The sequence below is a fragment of the Bradyrhizobium sp. CIR18 genome (assembly GCF_014198295.1).
In the GTDB taxonomy this organism is placed as follows: Bacteria; Pseudomonadota; Alphaproteobacteria; order Rhizobiales; family Xanthobacteraceae; genus Bradyrhizobium.
Genome location: NZ_JACIHF010000025.1, coordinates 61,406 through 78,883, shown reverse-complemented (window position 1 = coordinate 78,883; position 17,478 = coordinate 61,406). Strand labels below are relative to the sequence as shown.

Sequence of the window (17,478 nt, the reverse complement as noted above, 5' to 3'; positions counted from 1 at the left end):
CCCGCCAATGTAAAGCTCGCCCACCGCGCCGAACGGCACCAGCCCGCCATGGCCATCCAACAGGTACACCCGCGTGTTGGCGATTGGACGCCCGACGTGAGGCATCTGGGGCCAACATGACGGATCAGCTGCAAGGTGGTGCTCGGAAATGACGCTGATTTCCGTGGAGCCATATTGATTGATCAATCTCGCGTTCGGGTGTGCTTCGAAGAACGCTCTAAGCAATGGAGTGGCCTGCAATCGCTCGCCGGCTGTATAAAGCTCTCTTAAAGAGGGCAGCTGCACACGCTGGGTGCTCCAGACTTCCGCAAAATGATTCAATGCTACGAACGGGAGGAAAAGCCGCTCGATCGCCTCGCACTCTACAAACTCCAGCAGGTCGGAGAAGCGCCTCCGGGTCTCTTCCAGCAGGAGCACAAGCACTCCGCCGTCCTTCCAACAGATGAACAATTCCTGACAGGACACATCGAAGTTCAAGGTCGCGAATTGAAGTGTGCGCAGTTTTGACGTGCCAATCCCCGCAAGCGAATTCACAAGCGCGCCATGGGACATTTCAACGCCCTTGGGGATTCCGGTTGAGCCGGAGGTATAGATGACATAGGCGAGATGGCGCGATGTGAGGCTAAGCGTGCCCGGGTCCGGGTTCGAAGGCGGCCGCTCGCCCCACGTCGGGGTCGCCGTCTCCAGATTGACGACCGTCACATCGGCCACGGCTTCGGCGCCCAATGCGGTTCGACCGGCGACATCGCAAAGCAGCAGTTTCGGTTTTGCATCGTCGACAATCTGCCGCAGGCGCGCTGACGGATAAGCCGGATCTAGCGGCAGATAGGCGCCGCCAGCCTTCAGGATCGCCAAGAGGCCAACCACCATCGCTAGGCTGCGTTCCAGGCAGATCGCCACCGGCTGGTCCGGCTTGACCCCGAGCTCGATCAGATAATGCGCCAGCCGGTTGGCCCGCGCATTGAGTGCGCCATAGCTCAGTCTCTCCTTCTCATGGACCACCGCCACCGCTTCCGGTGCCTTTTGCACCTGCGCCTCGAACAGCTCATGGATACATCGCTCAATAGAATAAGGCGCCGCCTTCCCATTCAAATCCTCAAGTAGATACCTGCGCTCGTCAGTCGGCAGAATGTCGATCCGGCCGACAGACTGCCCCGCATCGTCCATCACGCCGCATAACAAAGCTTGCAAATGCTGCGTCATGCGGTCGATCTGCTTGGGCGCTAATCGGGCGTCATCAAAATGCCAGCGGAAGCTTCCATCCAGAGCGCGAACCTCAAAGGTCAGCAAATCGCCGCATAAGGCTTGGCCAGCCTTGTGGCGCGTCGTCAGATCGTCAGCGATGGAACAGCTCTCTGCGGTGATTGCAATGCCGATCGGCCAAGGCTGGCGCGACCGTAGCGCCTCCACACTTCGCAATGTCGGGCAGCGCGCGATAAGATCCCGGGCATAGCTAGCGTGCGTCCTCAGCTGAGCGACTTCGGCTGCTACGGTTTTGCGCACTTCTTCAAAATCATGAGCAAGATCGATGCAAACATCCATCGGCACGACGGAGGCGATCAACACCTCGACGAGTTTGCAGCCAGTTTCCAATCCATCCCTTGCAGGCTTCCATCCCAGTTGAAATTCTTTTTCCCCCGTGATCCGAGCGAGATAGATCAGCCAAGCCGTTACCAGATATTGCGACCGATCTTGTGGGGACACTTGAGCCAAAGCGCTTGGGCAAAACCACGAACTCGACTGCCATCGGGAAGGCGCCGCAGCCACGGAGGATGACACGAAAGGAGGATGCAATCTTCTAAACTGCTCGAGCCGCCGTCGCCAAAACTCCTCCCCACGCGCCAGGAGTTCATGTGCGTCAGATATGCTCTGCACCTGTTCATCGCTCAAGATCGGAAGGCGACTTCCTTGATTCACGCAAATCGCTCACACTGGTTCTAATCTGTTTTGGGGCTTAGGCTGGTCTGCATTGATGTGGCGAGCCCCTTCGCCGAAGCAGATCACTCAATCTTCCTGTCAACCTTCCGCATCATCAAATATGGTGTCGGCAGTATCGCAGCTGCCACTCAACCGCGTCAGAGTTTCTGGTAAGCGTTCTCATCGAACGACTTCTCCTTTATGGCGCCCTTTAGAGGATTACGCATGTATCGTGCCAAAGGTGAAATCGAGTGCAATCAATGCGGTAGCCACGGCAGTGCTATGTCAGCTCTCGAACAGCGCCGCCAGACATCGTACAACTGAGCGCGCTATCAATCGGCACAAGCCTCCGCTCGCCTGGTCTTCCGGACAGAGGAAAATGGACTTGGAATGCCAAAGTAATTTGTCAGCTCAGCCGAAGCGCGTCGCGTGCGCCTTTCGTAAAGCCGGGACAAAGACTTTTTCTGAGGTCCGCGCGTGCGATAAGAGGCAGTGCTGGATCGCTCGAGTGACTGCTTCTCGCAATTAGCGGCAGTTCATGTTGGATTGGCGTTTCTTCGCATCGCTCAATATGTGGAGCCTGCCGGGTCGTCGAGCTTGTGGCGCTCGGTTCCGGTCAGGGGCGGGTTGAAGATGCTCACGAGGATCATGTCCTTGTCCCGTCCCCCGCGCAGGAAATGCTTGTCATGCTTGTCAAGCACATACATGTCACCCTTGCGAATGGGAAAGACATTGCCGTCCATGTCCTCGACCTCGCCCTCTCCACCGATGCAGTAGCAGGCTTCGAGATGATTCCGGTATTGCAGAAGCGAAACGGTGTTAGCGCGCACCACGGTGTGGCAGATGCTAAAACCCATGCCGTCCTTATCCGTCAAAAGGCGGTGGCTAGTGCCATTGCCCCAATCGACGAAGCGATCGGTTGCTTCGACGTCGTGCAGGTTACGCACAATCATAATGTTGGATTGCCGGGTGCAGGTTGAAGTGATTGATCCAAAAGCTGGAGGCCGTTGTTCTGCCCGGGAATTGCGACTTCCCTGTCGCGCGGCCGACCTGCGGTCTCCGTCGAAACAACCAACCGTCGGTCGCGGAGAGCCCGTGCAGTAGTCCTATGGGATAGGCTACACGCAAAAGGCCTGCCATTTGCCCGACCGCGACTAGTGATGAGAATATCGGCGCGAGGGTATTTCGCAGCCGAGCCCGATCGGCGCGTACCAAATTGATGTTCCACCCTTCGCGGGGTGCCGCCGCTCACCTTTGTATTCCCCAGAATGCTGCTGGAGATATTGCCGGCGACATAAACTGTCTCCAGTCGCAGATTTGGCAAGTCGTTTCCTTCCTTGCTCTACCTCTCGCCGCGAACACGGTCCGCAGCGTCTCAGCTAGTAGAGCAAATCTCATGCCGTGGTCACAGACCGATGAAGGATGAATATGTGGCTGTCTCAGCTGGCTAGCGAGTGAGAACGATTTGGCTGGGCGTGTAGCCAATCTAACAAACTGCCGAGATATGGCCGAATACAAACAGGCCCGCGAGCGAGAACCGGTCGAACAGTGCGGCTTTTTATTCCGCTATGGCAAATGCCGATATAGATTGAGCACCTGATACCCGAGCCGAATGAACTCACGTGCAGGTCCGCAGATCAGGTCCTCGGGGCTAGGCCAACAGCGGGCGGATATCGTCGATTATTTGCCGTTTCGCGAGCTCATGATGATGCCGTCGGCGAGAAATTGCGTGGTCCCGAATGCGCGCGTCGTTCGCGGCTCGGCGCCTAGCTTGCCGGCATGTCCGTCCCCTTCGGAAGGCTAAACGCGAGCGGAAAGGTGTCGGCCGAAAGAGACTCGAGCGCGGTCTGCTCTTCGGTGAGGCGTCTTTCAATGAACTGACGTTCGACATCCGACAGGTTCGACTTCAGCAGGCGACGATAGCGGTGGACGTTGTTGCGGTGAGCACGAATGCGCGCCAAATATTCATCAAGCATCCTGGACGCTCCTGAGGTCGTCGCAATCTCAACGAAGAGATATTCAGGCGAGCATGTCGTCGATCAGCGCGGCGCCTGTCATCGCACCTCGGAACCCGTTCGGCAGGCGGACAAGGACCATGGCAGTCCCGTGCTATCATTCGTTCGCCTAGCCTAGCTTAGGCTAGCCTTTCCATCGCGACGATCCGCAGCGTTTTTGGCACGCCATACGCCGTCTTTCTGCTCGGTTAGTCCCTCAAACAGAGCTGGACGCTTGTAAGGCGCAAGGAATAGTCGGTCACGCCCCCGGCGGCGGACGCTTATCCCTAACAAGCTCGCCCGTCAGTATTCTCTGCCGACGAGCTGAACATCATTTGGCGATGTGCTATACGCATCTTCGTTGAGAACAGCTTTGTTTGAGAGTTTCGATGTCTCTTTCGATTGGATTGATTGTGGACGGCTATGTGAAACTAAACAACCGCAGCGCGCTGGAGAACCTTCTGGCGCATCGGCGGGAGCTACTGCAGCAGTTGAACTGCGTTACTGGAGTTGATCCAAAGCCAGCGATCGCTCAGGTCAGTCAAGACATCACAGTGATCGAAAGGGCACTTGCGGCGCTCGCACAGGACTAAACAGCAACGGCGCACCGGCTCGCGTGAGTTGACGGCGCTCCGGCGCCGAACACTGAGTTCGCCCTCGTTTCCGGACGAAGGTAATTAGCGCGACGCCTCACCGGCATCGTGGCGCGCGTGCGCCAAGGCTTGGATGCGCTGCTGTTGTACGAGCTGCTCTCTCGTTTCAACGAACGGCCTCGCAGCGAGCAACGCGCCAACCGATTCACATCAGATAACGCCGCGTCTTGGCTAGGCCGCCATCGATTTGCGACCACGATACACCTCTGCGAGTTGGTCGGATCGCTATGCCGCAGGCTGCGCGACGGCGCGCGCGAACCTGGATAGCAGGCCAGGATCTTCAGCACTTTAACTTGGAAATTCACCTCAATGACAAGCCATGCCCTAGATCTTTCGCCACATCGATGGTGCTCTGGAAAGAGCTTCCTGACCGATCTGTTTAAGCAGATCGGGGCGCGTCTCACCTCTGGTGGCGGCCTCCAGGATTTTGGAGGCAACGTAGGCGCGGACGCCGACGTCATACGGTGGGACGGTCTCGCAAACCTCATCCAGGATCGTGCGCAGAAGCGCGGTCGTGGCACCGTCCAGCATTGGGAGATCTCCCTCATACCATCGAGGAAGATAATGGGCATTTGCTGGACCGCAACTCAAGTACATCAGATCCTCCGCGACTGTCATAATACTGAACCGAACTCGCACTTGGCTGCTCTCGGCAGCGTGGGAGCGGCCCCGCCTCGCTCCACCCCGTCAGCGGCAGAGCCAATCTCCAACCGACATCATGAACTCGAGCGTGGGGCAGTTGTTCAGCACGCAAAGGGCAGTTCCCGATCGTCTTCGAGAGTTCTTCCAGGATGTTGAGGATCTCAGGGCCAACCCATCCGGTTCAACTGGCTTCTGAGCGCTATCACTTGCGGATCTGCCTACGACGGCGACCAGAACAGGTCTACATTGTCGATCAACCGAGTCGAGCCGACGTACGCTGCGACACAGAGCACCGCCGGATAACGCAGAGGGCTCTCCGCAATCCTTAGGGTCCCAGTGTCGACAAGCTCAAGGTACTGCAGTCGATCGACCCTTTCCAAATGCTTTCTTGCAAGCGCAATCAGCGTTGCCACGTCGCGCTCCCCTGAGGCAAACTCTTGCGCTGCGGCGGACAAGCCACGGCTGATCGCAAGGCTCCGACCACGTTCTTCCGGGCTGAGATAACGGTTGCGACTGCTCATTGCCAGCCCATCTGGCTCCCGCACGGTTGGCACAGTGACAATCTCGATCGGAAGATTCAGATCAACCGTCATGCGGCGTATCACAGCGCATTGCTGAAAATCCTTCTGTCCAAAGTACGCGACGTCCGGCTGCACCATGTTGAATAGCTTGCAAACGACAGTCGCTACACCACGAAAATGTCCAGGCCTGAAAGCTCCGCAGAGCGGTTTTGCGAGTTCGCCCGGCTCGACAAAGCTCTCGAATTGGGCCGGGTAGATCTCCTCTGCACTTGGCGCGAAGATGATGGAGACCCCGGCCCTGCGGCACAACGCTTCATCGCGCGCGAAGTCGCGAGGGTACCTGCTGAGATCCTCATTTGGGCCGAACTGAGTGGGGTTGACGAAGATGCTAACGACAGTGACGTCGCAATGTCCCCGGCTAGCCGAGATCAGGGCCAGGTGGCCCTCGTGCAAGTATCCCATCGTCGGAACGAATCCGATGCGCTTATCGGCCTTGCGAACGTCTGCAAGGGCGCGACGCAGCTCAGCGACCTTCGTAATGACTTGCATTTCTTACCCTGAGGTTGAGTTGGAGGGCACCCAGTTGGCGACGGCAGGCCGAAGCTGATCAGGAAGCCGATAGCACTCCTCTGAGCCCGGGAATGCACCTTTGCGGATATCGGCAGCCCAGCGCGACAGCGCCTCCTGGAACAACTGGAATCCATTTGTATAGGCACGAACGAATTTGGGGCGATGGCCTTCGGTTAGCCCCAAGACATCATGAAACACGAGCACTTGGCCCGAGCAATCGGGTCCTGCTCCGATCCCGATGGTTGGTATCGTGAGAAATTCGGTCGCTCGCGCCGCGAGCTCGGCAGGAATGCCCTCCAGGACCAGCGCGAAGCAGCCGGCTTCCTGCAGACGGTGCGCGTCATCGAGCAGCCGCAAGGCGGTATCCGTTGTCCTTCCCTGCACTTTGAATCCACCCATGACGTTGACGCTCTGCGGGGTCAGACCTAGATGTCCCATCACAGGAATTTCGCAATCGACCAAGGCGCGTACCATCTCGATGCGTTTGGCACCACCCTCGAGTTTCACAGCATCGGCGCCGCGCTGCAGAAAACCTCCTGCATTGCGAATCGTATCCTCAGAACCGAGATGAAAGCTCAGAAAGGGCATATCGGCAACAAGCAGAGCATGAGGCCTCGTGCGCGCAACAGCCTCCAGGTGATGATTCATCATGGCCACGCTGACGGGCAGCGTGTTGTCGAATCCCAGGCAGACGTTTCCAACGCTATCGCCGACCAGGATGATATCGACAATGGGATCTGCGATGCGCGCCGCAACCGCATCGTAGGCGGTGGTCATCACGACACGCCGTCCTTTATCCTTCCACTGCTGCAGTGCCGGAATCGTGACACGTTCTAGAGGCTGCTCTGAATGGTGGCTCATATTGGATCCTCTCCCACACACCGTCGGCGCTTCCTAGAGAAAGCGGGAGAAACCTGTCAATGGCATGGAGGATGGAGATCCCAGTTCTCTAAAACTGGAGAACAACGCAAAAACAGTCCAATGGTCGCGCAACCATGAGGCAAGACCTTCCTCATCGCGATTCCCCCCCGATGGCTCATCTTCCCGTACAGCTTCAGCGACTATGCCCGCCGCCGCCTCGATCGAGGAGTGGCACTCGCGACGAGCCACCATATGCACGCGCTTTCTGCGCTGATTGCAGACTCTCCAAACGGTGAAGGCTCGACCCGACCGGGCTGCAGATGCACGCAGTGGGGGCTTCCTCTCCAGGGCACATCTCCGTGTCTGCCCCCTAGGGGTACTCGTGAGACTCCTGCTTCGGCGCTGACGCAGCGAGCAAAGTAAACGGATGGCAGGCCATGAACGTCCAAACGTGACAGGCCCCTGTAAGCGCAGCGAGAATCGCGGTCGCGTAGACGTCGTCGCGAAGGCGCTCAGATCGAGCCAGCCTGCTGGCCCTGTAAGTCCTGAAGTCGATTATTTTTGCCGATGTTTCTGTCACTTGATTTCCACGCGCTCTAGAGGGAACACTCGAAGCCGCAACAAGTCTGAGCAGGGCGGTAGCGGCACAACTCGGTCTAGTCCTAAGCCGCTCGCAACCATCGAAGCCATTTCTGATCGGCCTCCCGCCGCGCCTTGAAGCGGTTGACGCATTTCGTGGAGCAAAGGGCCGTTCGCCAGCAGTAATGGCGGATCAGCCCAAACTTTCCTCCGCATATGGCGCAGCATGTGGCTGAATGGTGGAGGGAATTACGGAAGCCAATGTGCATTCGCGCCTCCTGTCAGACTTTTACTTGGGAGGCCCCGCTGCCCTCCGACCACATCACCACGCGCGCACCAAATGTGCGGTCGCCCGGCGGCCCGTCTCCCCGGTTCTACAGCCATCAAGTGACTGATGTGCGGCTGCCTCGTGAAGCAGTACTTTCCGCAGAAAGCCTCGCCGAGAATTTGCTCAAGATAATGGATTTCTCTATCGTGATTAACGCAATTCGCTCGACATTTCGGCCAAATGCTGCGCCTTTCATGTCTAGCCCGCAGGATTGCTGCGGCAGTTGGATCTGGAGCCCTTAAAGCAAGTGCTCAAAGCACGATCGGCCTGCGACGTGGGTGCTGCATCCTCGTTGCACTATCAAACGGCAGCAATACGGACACTTTCTCCTTGCAAGATCCTATCACTGCAGACGATTGCACAGTCTCATGCACCTCACATCAGGAAGTCAGCAGCGTCACGGATGGCAGCATAGATTTCATCAAGGTCGGCCGCCGTAACGCAGTAAGGCGGCATCACGTAGATCGTGTTACCGAGTGAGCGTAACAGCAGATTCCGCGCTTGGAAGAAAGCCAAAAGCTTCAGCCCGATGTCCGCCAGATAGCCGGCATCGCTCGTGTTGAGTTCAAGCGCTGTGACTGTTCCTGTGCGTCGGACGTTTGCGAACCGTGAATCGGCGCGGAATGGCACGAGTGCCTGTTCTTGCATCCTGGCCAAGGATGCCGGCCGCCGGCGATATTCCTGATCCTGCCATAGGTCCAGATTGGCCTTGGCGGCAGCACAGGCCACCGGATTGGCCGTATATGAGCTCGAATGAAAAAACGTACGGGTGCGATCTTCAGAATAATGCGCATCGAAAATATCGGCACGACAGAGTGTGACGGCGAGCGGCAGCGCCCCAGCCGTGAGGCCTTTCGAATAGCAGGCGATATCGGGCGTGACATCGGCCTGCTCACACGCAAACAAGGTACCCGTCCGGCCCCAGCCCGTCATGACCTCGTCGGCAATAAACAGGACGTCGAAGGCTTCGCAGATCCGCTTCATCTCTCTTAGCACCGAGGGAGAATACATCAGCATTCCACCGGCACCCAATATTAGGGGCTCCACGATAAAGGCTGCGGGATGTTGGTTTCGACACGCGTTCTCAAGCGCATCGAGCGCTATTTGCTCACGATCTCTTGCCGGGAACGGAATCGAGGTCACCTCGAACATCAGCGCCCCGTAGGCCGCATTGAAGACGCCTCGGCTACCTACCGACATCGCCCCGATCGTGTCGCCATGGTACGAGTTCTGCATCACCACAATTTGGGTTCGCTGTCTTCCGGTATTGTGCCAGTAGCCGAGCGCCATTTTCAGCGCGACTTCGACGCTGGTCGACCCGCTATCGGAGAAGAACACATGCTCGAGCGCCGGGGAGGTGACCTTCAATAGTTCCGTCGCAACTTGCTCAGCCGGATCGTGAGTGTATCCGGCGAAGATGACCTGGTTGAGCTTGCCTGCCTGTTCTCGGATCGCGTTCACGATGTATGGATGGCAATGGCCGTGGGTCACGACCCACCAGGAGGAGATTGCATCGATAAGGCGCCGGCCGTCTTCGGTGTAGAGATAAGCCCCCTCTCCCCGCAGCACCTTCGTCATGTCCCGCTGTAGAGCATGCTGCGTGAACGGGTGCCAGATCGGCGACCTCTTTGCTATCTTCATAGGTTCAGGAAATCACTGCTAACAAAGGAGTCTTTGAAAGCGGCCTGCAGCCTTTCGTCCGTGAGGGGAACAAGCCATGGGAGCCGTCCCAACCAACGCACTCTCCCGCTCTCGCAAATCGCGCTTTCAGTCTCGGTGTTTCTTTCCCCAATGAACGCAATTCCAAGGATTCGAATCTGACGCTTCCGCAGAGCCTCTATGGAGAGCAGGGAGTGATTGATTGTGCCCAGTCCCGTCCTTGCGCAAAGCACGACGGGAAGCTGCCAGCGCTCGAAGATGTCGATGTAAAGAGTGCGGGCTGTCAGCGGCACCATGAGTCCGCCGGCCCCCTCGATCACGAGTTGCCGCTCGCCGCTGTCCGGCAGTCGAAGCGCCTCTGTATCTATGCGAACGCCGTCGATCTCCGCGGAGTAATGGGGCGACGCAGGCCTCCGAAGTCGATAGAGCTCCGGGACAATCCGATCGGACGAGAGGCCGCCGAGGCGGCGGACGCACTCGGAGTCGGTCTCTTGTTCGAGTCCAGCCTGGACCGGCTTCCAGTAATTCGCGCCGAGAAGGCCGGCTAGACCTGCGGAAAATACCGTTTTGCCGACCCCGGTGTCCGTACCAGTCACGACGATCCGCTTATTCATCAAAACGAGCCCCTCGTCACCTCAACCAGCGCATCGAGCATTGCGCGCACGTCGGCCTCCCCAACATTGAGTGTCAATGAAATTCGCAAGCGGGCGGTGCCTGCAGGGACGGTTGGCGGCCGAATTCCGCGGATATCGAAGCCGCGCGCCTGCAGAGCAGAGGCAACTCGCATTGCATGAGCATTGTCACCTACGATGTACGGCACGATCTGAGAGGTCGATGGTGTGCGCAAACCAAGCGAGGTGATCTGCCGATGCGCGAACGCAACGAGTTTGGCCAGCCGTTGCTGCCGCTCCGGCTCTTTCTGCAGGATGAGGAGTGCCTCTCGAACGGCAACGGCCATTACTGGTGGTGGGGCGGTAGCAAAAATAAACGGACGGCAGCGGTTGACCATGAAATCGCGCAAGATGCCGGAGGCCGTAACAAGTGCACCCGCCGCACCGAGCGCTTTGCCGCAGGTATGAACGACGATGAGATTTTCGCGCCTGTCATAAGGGGCCGTGAGCCCTCGTCCCTGATGCCCGTAAGCGCCTGTGGCATGAGCCTCATCCACGATCAGAAACGCGTCATGGCGATCGGCGATTGCCACCAGCTCTTCGAGTGGAGCGAAGTCGCCATCCATACTGTAGAGACTTTCGGCCACAATCCAGACGCGGCCCGCTCCACCTTTGGTTCGCCAGTCGCGAATTGCGTCTTCGACTGACTGGGAATCATTGTGCGCGTGAATTCGGCACTCTGCGCGGCCGGCTCGTGCCCCCTCGTGAATACTGGCGTGCACGAGCGAATCGAGAACGAGCAGATCGCCGCGCTGCGGCAGCGTTGTCAGGAGGGCAAAATTTGCGATGTAGCCGCCTCCAAAGAAAAGCGCTGCCTCCGCGCCAAAGAACTTGGCCGCTTCCGTTTCGAGCCGTTCATGCTCCTCGCAATTGCCGCGCAGAAGCCGCGACCCGCCGGCTCCAACCGGAGTGCCCGCCTCGAGCGCGGCGACCATCGCCATTTTGATGCGCGGGGCGCTCCCGAGCGCCAGATAGTCGTTGGATGCAAAATCGATCCCCACGCGCGGCTTGAGGCAGCGCAGGCGTTTATCTTCGTTCAAGGCATTCAATGCTGCGACGTAGGGACTAAGTCTAGCTGCTTGGATTGACCGCATTCATCGCTCCCAGGATCGCATCAATCACGCAAAAAAATGCGTTGGCCGTTTAAGAAGGAAGGATGGCCCTTGAGGTTCAACTTGCCAGGATGCGATTGTCTCGGTCCACACGCACAATGCGTGGCTTGAATATCTTTGCTTCGGCCTCGTCAAATGAGGCATATGCAACGATAATGATCTTGTCTCCGGGCATCGCCAGTCGGGCGGCCGCACCGTTCAGGCTTATCGTGCCAGACCTCGGCGGCGCCTCGATCACGTAGGTGGCAAAGCGCGTTCCAGTTTCGACATTGTAGATTTCGACGCGCTCGTTGATCACCATTCCTGCTGCCTCAAGGAGCGTACGATCTATCGAGATCGAGCCTTCATAGTGCAGATCAGCTTCGGTCACTGAGGCGCGATGGATTTTGCCCTTCATCAAAGTTATCTGCATTTCTCACCTAGGCTGGATGCAGCGGCAACATATTCCGCGCACTGCTTTCCTCCGGCGAGCCCGGACGTGACGCCGAGCCGGGCCAGCAGATCCGCATCGCGATCAACTTTCGGGTTATTGGTGGTCAAGAGCACGTCCCCGATGAAGATTGAATTTGCGCCGGCCAAGAAGCAAAGCGCCTGCAATTCATCGGTCATGTATTGCCGCCCGGCGGACAAGCGAACCACACTCCTCGGCATCATGATCCGAGCGGTCGCCAGCAGCCGGACCAGCGCGATCGGATCGGGAGGCTCCGCCGTGTCTTCCACCGGCACGCCCGAGATCTTGTTCCACAGGTTGATCGGCACGCTTTCGGGATGTTTGGGAAGATTGGCGAGCAGCACGAGCATAGCTAGGCGGTCCTCGACGCGCTCGCCCATGCCGATAATCCCGCCGCAGCAGATCTTGATGCCGGCATCGCGCACATGCGCCAGCGTATCGATGCGGTCCTGCAGGCTGCGGGTGGTGATGATCTTACTGTAAAACTCGGGCGATGTGTCGACGTTGTGATTGTAGAAGTCAAGGCCGGCCTCGGCGAGGCGCGCGGCCTGCTTCGGTGTCAGCATGCCGAGCGTGACGCACGTTTCCATGCCGAGTCCTTTGACCGCGTTGACCATGTCGCAGACGGAATCAAGATCGCGATCTTTTGGCGTGCGCCATGCCGCGGCCATGCAGAAGCGGGTGGCCCCGGCATCCTTCGCGCGCTGCGCGGTCGCAACCACATCGGCGCAACGCATCAGACGGGTCGCTTTCAGGCCGGTCTCGTAATGCGCGCTTTGCGAGCAGTAGCCGCAGTCTTCCGGACAGCCGCCGGTCTTGATGCTGAGTAGGCTCGCAGTTTCGACGTGGTTTGGATCGAAGTTCTTGCGATGAGCGCGCTGCGCCTGAAGCATCAGGTCGGCAAAAGGAAGATCGTAGAGCGCCTTAGCCTCTCCGACGTTCCAATGATCACGAACCTGCGCCCCGTTGCTTGCTTCGTTCCGTTGGACTTGCGCAGCAGCATCCATAACCCAATCCCGCTCAATTGTAGATAATCGCGTGAATTATCTATAGTCATTGCTCTCGAAGAGATGCTAATCGAGCTGCCTCGCAAATGCACCGGTTATTGCGGTAGATAATCTATGATCACTGCTGACAACATGACGACGGTCGCGCGCATCGCGGACTCAATCGCTGAGCGCATTATCAGCGGCGCCTTAGAGCCAGGCGCGCCACTCCGTCAGGATCACCTTGCAAGAGAATTCAATTCCAGCCACGTCCCGGTGCGCGAGGCCTTTCGGCAGCTGCAGGCACAACATCTTGTTGTCGCTGTGCCGCGCCGCGGTGTTCGGGTTGCCCCGCTCGATACCCGTTCAGTGAAGGAGATCGCCGAAATGCGCGCCGCGCTCGAAGTGGTGGCATTGCGCCATTCGGGGCCAAGGCTCACGTCAGCTCATTTGGCTCGGATCGAGCTCACCGTGATCGAAGGAGACAATGCAAAGACGATCGAGGAGTTTGAGATGGCCAACCGCGCCTTTCACCAAGCCTTGGTCGCGCCGTGCGGAATGCCGCGTCTGCTCGCGAGCCTCGATGGACTGCAGCTTGCCAATTCTCGATTGGTGTTCGCGATGGCGCGATCGGTGGGCTGGCGACCGCGCTCCAATCAAGATCACCGCCTGATTCTGCAAGCCTTGCGAACGCGCAACCTCGATCAAGCCTGTAACCTGCTCACGCGCCACATTCAAACCATTGAGCGCCTTGCCCTTCCGGCGTCCTGAGGAAATCCGGCAAGCTTCATTGCGGATCGCGGGCGATCGCAAGCGACGATCATGCAGCAAGCGACCAGCCTCATTGCAACGGGCTCTATTCCCAGATAATTATGCCACCCGCTAGCGACATCTGCACGGACGGCCATGATTCGCCACATCGTCTTCTTCAGCGCCAAGGACGAGGCGCATATCGACCAGATCATCGAAGGTCTTTCGCTTCTCACCACGATACCACATGCGCGCCGGCTTGAGGTTGCCCGCAACCGCAAGACCGATCAGCTCGGCAACGATATCGACATCGTGGTCTATGGTGAGTTCGACAGCGAGGCGGAGCTCGCAGCGTACAAAGCGCACGATCTCTACCAGGAGTCGATTAAACGGGTCCGACCGCTCCGCGAGCTTCGGCTCGCTGCCGACTACAATGTATCAATAGATACCGCTTTCGTCTTCACGGCAGGATGATCCAGGTGCTGCCGCAGCAAAACGTCCACCGCCGGCTTAACTTGGCAATGAGCCTCAAGTTCCGGTCCATCGCAGACCAGCGTCGTTCTCATTGGGTGGGGCAACAGATGGAACGGCACTTTCGCGGCGTCAGCCTCCGGTGACCGATGACCCGATGTACGTTCGCGAGTTGCAGTGGGTTGAACCTGTCACAGCGATGCGACGTCTTGGGCATCGATCGCATCTCACGTTTCTCGATAGCGCAGCAAGGCACGAGCTGCTTGGGCGCTACTCATATCTAACGTGCGACCCGTTCAGCACCTATAGGGTTGCAAACGGCCAAGCCAGTTGGAACGGACTGACTCTCGAGGCCGATCCATGGAAGGTCCTTCGCACGCTACTCGCAAAGTACCCGCAAGAGCATCGTCCGGATCTCCCGCCGTTCCAGGGAGGAGCGGCAGGCTACCTTGCCTACGGCATGAACAGGACATTGGAGCGATTGTCTGCGCCGGCAATTGCCGGTCTGGGTTTGCCCCAATCCATCCTGCATTTCTATGACGTGGTCATCAGCTTCGACCACCGGGATAACAAATGCTGGATCGTTTCGACCGGGTGGCCGGAGCAGGATCGCGTGCGACGGAGCGAACGAGCGCGTCGTAAAGCCGACGAGTTTGCAGCATTGCTTGACGGTCCAAATGCGCCACAGAAGGGTTGTCCCAGCAAGGCGGGCGAATGGCGCTCGAACTTCAGCCGCGAGGGCTACATTGCGGCGGTACAACGCGTGATCGACTTGATCCTGGCGGGTGACGTGTTCCAGACGAATATTGCGCAGCGTTTCAGCACCCGCCTGTCGACCTCATTTGATCCGCTCGCCTTCTATTGCCAGCTACGATCATTGAATCCAGCGCCTTTTGCGGCCCTGCTGCGATGGGGAAAGCTGACCATCGCATCAAGTTCGCCGGAACGATTCCTGAAGCTTGAGGGGCGCCAAGTCGAGACACGACCCATCAAGGGCACGATCGCGCGTTCGCCTGATTCCAAGGAAGACCACCGCCGTGCGGCTGTTCTCCTCGCTTCCGAAAAGGATCATGCCGAGAACACGATGATTGTCGACCTTTTGCGTAACGATCTGTCACGCGTTTGCACTGCGCATTCGGTCGAGGTTCCGGCCCTGTGCAATCTCGAGTCCTATGCCTCGGTGCACCATCTCGTGTCGATCGTTACGGGGAAACTTGCCGAAGACGAAGACGCCGTTAGCCTGCTCCGTGCTTGCTTTCCCGGCGGCTCCATTACGGGAGCGCCAAAGCCGCGGTCGATGGAAATTATTACAGAAATCGAGCGCATAGCGCGAGAGGTCTATTGTGGGGCGATCGGCTTCATCGGCTTCAACGGGCACATGGACACAAGTATTGCGATCCGCACTGTCACGATCGACGGCGACTTGGCTGTGTTTCATGCGGGCAGCGGTATAACGGCCCTGTCGGAGCCCGAGGCCGAATACGAGGAAACGCTCGCCAAGGCAGAGCGAATCTTTGATGCATTTGGTTCTGAACCAGCTGGTGCATTTTGATTGTCATCATCGATAATTATGATTCCTTCGTGTTCAACATTGCGCGCTATTTCCACAAGCTCGGTGAAGCAACGGAAGTGATCCGAAACGACGCTATCAGCATCAGCGAGCTCGTTGGTCTCAAGCCGCGCGCGGTGGTGATATCGCCCGGCCCCTGCACCCCAACTGAGGCAGGAATATCGACAGCAGTGGTCCGCGAACTTTCAGGGCGCGTGCCAATTCTCGGCATCTGCCTTGGACATCAGTGTATTGCGAGCGTTTTCGGAGGACGGGTGGCGCGTGCGTATCGGCCCATGCACGGTCGGCGCTCATACGTTGAGCATGACGGCCGAGGGTTATTCAAGGGGCTGCCAACCCCGCTTGGCGTCGGGCGCTACCATTCTCTTATCGCAGAGCTTGATCAGTCCTGTGCGCATAACCTCATAGTGACAGCGCGTTCGGAGGAAGGCGAGATCATGGCCCTCACGCACGGCTATTACGCCACCTATGGGGTCCAGTTCCATCCCGAGTCGATCCTTACCTCACAGGGGCACGTCCTGCTTATGAACTTCTTGCGACTGACAGAGGATGTCCGAAACCAGGCGCAGCAATGAGAGGCTCGGCCTGTCCATCAAGATGGTGGACGGTTGATTTCGGACGTGGTTGGAAGGAGCAGCGTCATATGCCGGTCATCTTGTGGTAATCAGCGCTGTTGCGTGCTCGGCTCCGCAGTCAGCGGCGCGCCTCCGATAGAAACCGGACCTTGCGGTTTCGAGCGCCGGACGTCTCTCTTGGCCGGCTTGGATATGGTGCGCACGGGTGGCGAAGAAGCAGCAGGAGCAGGAGAAGCAACAGGCGCCGGATTCTGCAGCTCCTCGATTCTCTGGGTCAGAGCTGCGACCTGATCCGAGATCCGCTTTAGCTCGGCTTGCTGGGCATCGACATTGCGACTGAGCTCGGCAATTTCATCGGCTGTCTTCTGCTGCCCTGATTGGATCCCCAAAAGGACGGCCCTATCTTCAGATGACAGGCCAAGCGTGGGAGGCTCGACTTCATGCGCCGGCGGCGCCTCCGCAAACGTTTCGATATTCGTCCAGAAATAGGCTCCTCCGGCGCAAAAAGCGAGCAATACGGCTAGAAGAGCAAAGATCCACCGAAAGCCTTTCGACGGTCTCCGCAAGGCCAACGGCAACTCCGATTCTTGGGATTGATCCGTCACAGCCCCCGCTCTCATCATCTCGATCTGCCTTGGTTGTTCTCGTTGCCGCGATAGCAGAAGATGGTCAAGAGCTGGCGCGAGCCGCAACCCCGGCTGCATCGTTTTCAGCAATGTTGTCCCCAAAACCGGGGCTTCATCGCATCAGGGTTTGTACGAGCTGCGCATTGCGCCCCAGGTGGTGAGGTAAATAATGAGGGCCGGTAGAGGGGTTTACCCGTGAAGCACACTCATACCTGCTTGCTCTTGAGGGGGCCGCCTCACTCAAACGCTGTGCGCGTTGGGGATTTGCTGGGTGACGCCCTGCTGGGTGACGCCCCCAGCGCTCCTGTGCCTGATTGTTCGAGGGTCGATAGTTGTCGCGCCGAAGTTGACCTGGCGCAGAAATGCTGCGCAAGCCACGCAAAATGCGCGTGATGCGAGCGCAATCATAAGACTAACTATATCGTTCGATGGAGAGGGACCTACGTTGTTAGTGGGCACTGCACGAAGCCCAGCCAGGAGATCAGATCCGCCGTTCAAAAAAGGCGGGCACGACATGCAAAAGCGAAGCGTTTCGAGGAAGC

At 58.2% G+C, this 17,478-nt stretch carries 17 protein-coding genes; 5 read left to right on the top strand and 12 right to left on the bottom strand.

What is annotated here, in order from left to right; genetic code table 11:
- The 3 genes from GGD65_RS38310 to GGD65_RS38300 all read right to left on the bottom strand — a co-directional run.
- Positions 1 to 1,704 (bottom strand): AMP-binding protein (locus GGD65_RS38310; RefSeq protein WP_312017776.1); only part of this gene is annotated, 1,704 nt, incomplete at its 3' end.
- A 779-nt stretch (positions 1,705 to 2,483) separates the two neighbouring features.
- The gene (locus GGD65_RS38305) at positions 2,484 to 2,870 is read right to left on the bottom strand and encodes an ectoine synthase (protein ID WP_179733797.1); all 387 of its coding nucleotides are present in this window, start codon (positions 2,868 to 2,870) and stop codon (positions 2,484 to 2,486) included.
- Positions 2,871 to 3,683: 813 nt separating this feature from the next.
- Positions 3,684 to 3,893: a hypothetical protein gene (locus GGD65_RS38300; protein ID WP_179733794.1), complete on the bottom strand. Its 210-nt coding sequence runs from the start codon at positions 3,891 to 3,893 to the stop codon at positions 3,684 to 3,686.
- Positions 3,894 to 4,300: 407 nt separating this feature from the next.
- Here GGD65_RS38300 and GGD65_RS38295 point away from each other — a divergent pair, with 407 nt between their 5' ends.
- Complete coding sequence (locus tag GGD65_RS38295; protein ID WP_179733793.1) at positions 4,301 to 4,504, top strand: hypothetical protein; 204 nt, start codon at positions 4,301 to 4,303, stop codon at positions 4,502 to 4,504.
- Positions 4,505 to 4,888: 384 nt separating this feature from the next.
- Here the strand turns inward: GGD65_RS38295 and GGD65_RS38290 are convergent, their stop codons facing one another.
- The 8 genes from GGD65_RS38290 to bioB form a co-directional block, all read right to left on the bottom strand.
- On the bottom strand, positions 4,889 to 5,095 hold the full coding sequence (locus tag GGD65_RS38290) for a hypothetical protein (protein ID WP_179733791.1): 207 nt from the start codon (positions 5,093 to 5,095) through the stop codon (positions 4,889 to 4,891).
- A 329-nt stretch (positions 5,096 to 5,424) separates the two neighbouring features.
- A complete protein-coding gene (gene panC / locus GGD65_RS38285; RefSeq protein WP_183238571.1) occupies positions 5,425 to 6,276 on the bottom strand; it encodes a pantoate--beta-alanine ligase in 852 nt (283 codons plus the stop codon).
- A gap of 3 nt (positions 6,277 to 6,279) precedes the next feature.
- Positions 6,280 to 7,158: a 3-methyl-2-oxobutanoate hydroxymethyltransferase gene (panB, locus tag GGD65_RS38280; RefSeq protein ID WP_179733787.1), complete on the bottom strand. Its 879-nt coding sequence runs from the start codon at positions 7,156 to 7,158 to the stop codon at positions 6,280 to 6,282.
- A 1,282-nt stretch (positions 7,159 to 8,440) separates the two neighbouring features.
- The gene (locus GGD65_RS38275) at positions 8,441 to 9,706 is read right to left on the bottom strand and encodes an adenosylmethionine--8-amino-7-oxononanoate transaminase (RefSeq protein WP_183238570.1); all 1,266 of its coding nucleotides are present in this window, start codon (positions 9,704 to 9,706) and stop codon (positions 8,441 to 8,443) included.
- On the bottom strand, positions 9,703 to 10,338 hold the full coding sequence (gene bioD / locus GGD65_RS38270) for a dethiobiotin synthase (protein WP_183238569.1): 636 nt from the start codon (positions 10,336 to 10,338) through the stop codon (positions 9,703 to 9,705). Before bioD ends, GGD65_RS38275 begins: the two co-directional genes overlap by 4 nt.
- Positions 10,338 to 11,489 carry an 8-amino-7-oxononanoate synthase gene (locus GGD65_RS38265; protein WP_183238568.1) on the bottom strand — a complete coding sequence of 384 codons (1,152 nt, stop codon included), beginning with the start codon at positions 11,487 to 11,489 and terminating at the stop codon, positions 10,338 to 10,340. Before GGD65_RS38265 ends, bioD begins: the two co-directional genes overlap by 1 nt.
- Before the next feature lie 76 nt (positions 11,490 to 11,565).
- The gene (gene panD, locus GGD65_RS38260) at positions 11,566 to 11,919 is read right to left on the bottom strand and encodes an aspartate 1-decarboxylase (protein ID WP_179733780.1); all 354 of its coding nucleotides are present in this window, start codon (positions 11,917 to 11,919) and stop codon (positions 11,566 to 11,568) included.
- Positions 11,910 to 12,965: a biotin synthase BioB gene (bioB, locus tag GGD65_RS38255; protein ID WP_183238567.1), complete on the bottom strand. Its 1,056-nt coding sequence runs from the start codon at positions 12,963 to 12,965 to the stop codon at positions 11,910 to 11,912. Before bioB ends, panD begins: the two co-directional genes overlap by 10 nt.
- A gap of 114 nt (positions 12,966 to 13,079) precedes the next feature.
- Here bioB and GGD65_RS38250 point away from each other — a divergent pair, with 114 nt between their 5' ends.
- The 4 genes from GGD65_RS38250 to GGD65_RS38235 all read left to right on the top strand — a co-directional run bounded on the left by GGD65_RS38250 (position 13,080) and on the right by GGD65_RS38235 (position 16,310).
- Positions 13,080 to 13,715, top strand: coding sequence for a GntR family transcriptional regulator (locus GGD65_RS38250; protein WP_179733776.1), 636 nt, complete (start codon positions 13,080 to 13,082; stop codon positions 13,713 to 13,715).
- A gap of 135 nt (positions 13,716 to 13,850) precedes the next feature.
- Positions 13,851 to 14,168 (top strand): Dabb family protein, encoded by a 318-nt coding sequence (locus GGD65_RS38245; protein ID WP_183238566.1) that lies wholly within the window; start codon positions 13,851 to 13,853, stop codon positions 14,166 to 14,168.
- Between the two features lie 154 nt (positions 14,169 to 14,322).
- Positions 14,323 to 15,717: an aminodeoxychorismate synthase component I gene (gene pabB / locus GGD65_RS38240; protein ID WP_183238565.1), complete on the top strand. Its 1,395-nt coding sequence runs from the start codon at positions 14,323 to 14,325 to the stop codon at positions 15,715 to 15,717.
- Entirely contained in the window at positions 15,714 to 16,310 is a 597-nt protein-coding gene (locus GGD65_RS38235; protein WP_179733771.1) for an aminodeoxychorismate/anthranilate synthase component II, read from the top strand. Before pabB ends, GGD65_RS38235 begins: the two co-directional genes overlap by 4 nt.
- An 89-nt stretch (positions 16,311 to 16,399) precedes the next feature.
- Here GGD65_RS38235 and GGD65_RS38230 read toward each other — a convergent pair whose 3' ends face one another.
- Positions 16,400 to 17,026, bottom strand: coding sequence for a hypothetical protein (locus GGD65_RS38230; RefSeq protein ID WP_246783563.1), 627 nt, complete (start codon positions 17,024 to 17,026; stop codon positions 16,400 to 16,402).
- Positions 17,027 to 17,478 lie beyond the last annotated feature (452 nt).

Bases quoted from the DNA above. Each gene is read 5' to 3' on its own strand.
- GGD65_RS38305 (WP_179733797.1), bottom strand. From the start codon at position 2,870: ATGATTGTGCGTAACCTGCACGACGTCGAAGCAACCGATCGCTTCGTC.
- GGD65_RS38300 (WP_179733794.1), bottom strand. From the start codon at position 3,893: ATGCTTGATGAATATTTGGCGCGCATTCGTGCTCACCGCAACAACGTC.
- GGD65_RS38295 (WP_179733793.1), top strand. From the start codon at position 4,301: ATGTCTCTTTCGATTGGATTGATTGTGGACGGCTATGTGAAACTAAAC.
- GGD65_RS38290 (WP_179733791.1), bottom strand. From the start codon at position 5,095: ATGCTGGACGGTGCCACGACCGCGCTTCTGCGCACGATCCTGGATGAG.
- panC (WP_183238571.1), bottom strand. From the start codon at position 6,276: ATGCAAGTCATTACGAAGGTCGCTGAGCTGCGTCGCGCCCTTGCAGAC.
- panB (WP_179733787.1), bottom strand. From the start codon at position 7,158: ATGAGCCACCATTCAGAGCAGCCTCTAGAACGTGTCACGATTCCGGCA.
- GGD65_RS38275 (WP_183238570.1), bottom strand. From the start codon at position 9,706: ATGAAGATAGCAAAGAGGTCGCCGATCTGGCACCCGTTCACGCAGCAT.
- bioD (WP_183238569.1), bottom strand. From the start codon at position 10,338: ATGAATAAGCGGATCGTCGTGACTGGTACGGACACCGGGGTCGGCAAA.
- GGD65_RS38265 (WP_183238568.1), bottom strand. From the start codon at position 11,489: ATGCGGTCAATCCAAGCAGCTAGACTTAGTCCCTACGTCGCAGCATTG.
- panD (WP_179733780.1), bottom strand. From the start codon at position 11,919: ATGCAGATAACTTTGATGAAGGGCAAAATCCATCGCGCCTCAGTGACC.
- bioB (WP_183238567.1), bottom strand. From the start codon at position 12,965: ATGGATGCTGCTGCGCAAGTCCAACGGAACGAAGCAAGCAACGGGGCG.
- GGD65_RS38250 (WP_179733776.1), top strand. From the start codon at position 13,080: ATGATCACTGCTGACAACATGACGACGGTCGCGCGCATCGCGGACTCA.
- GGD65_RS38245 (WP_183238566.1), top strand. From the start codon at position 13,851: ATGATTCGCCACATCGTCTTCTTCAGCGCCAAGGACGAGGCGCATATC.
- pabB (WP_183238565.1), top strand. From the start codon at position 14,323: ATGTACGTTCGCGAGTTGCAGTGGGTTGAACCTGTCACAGCGATGCGA.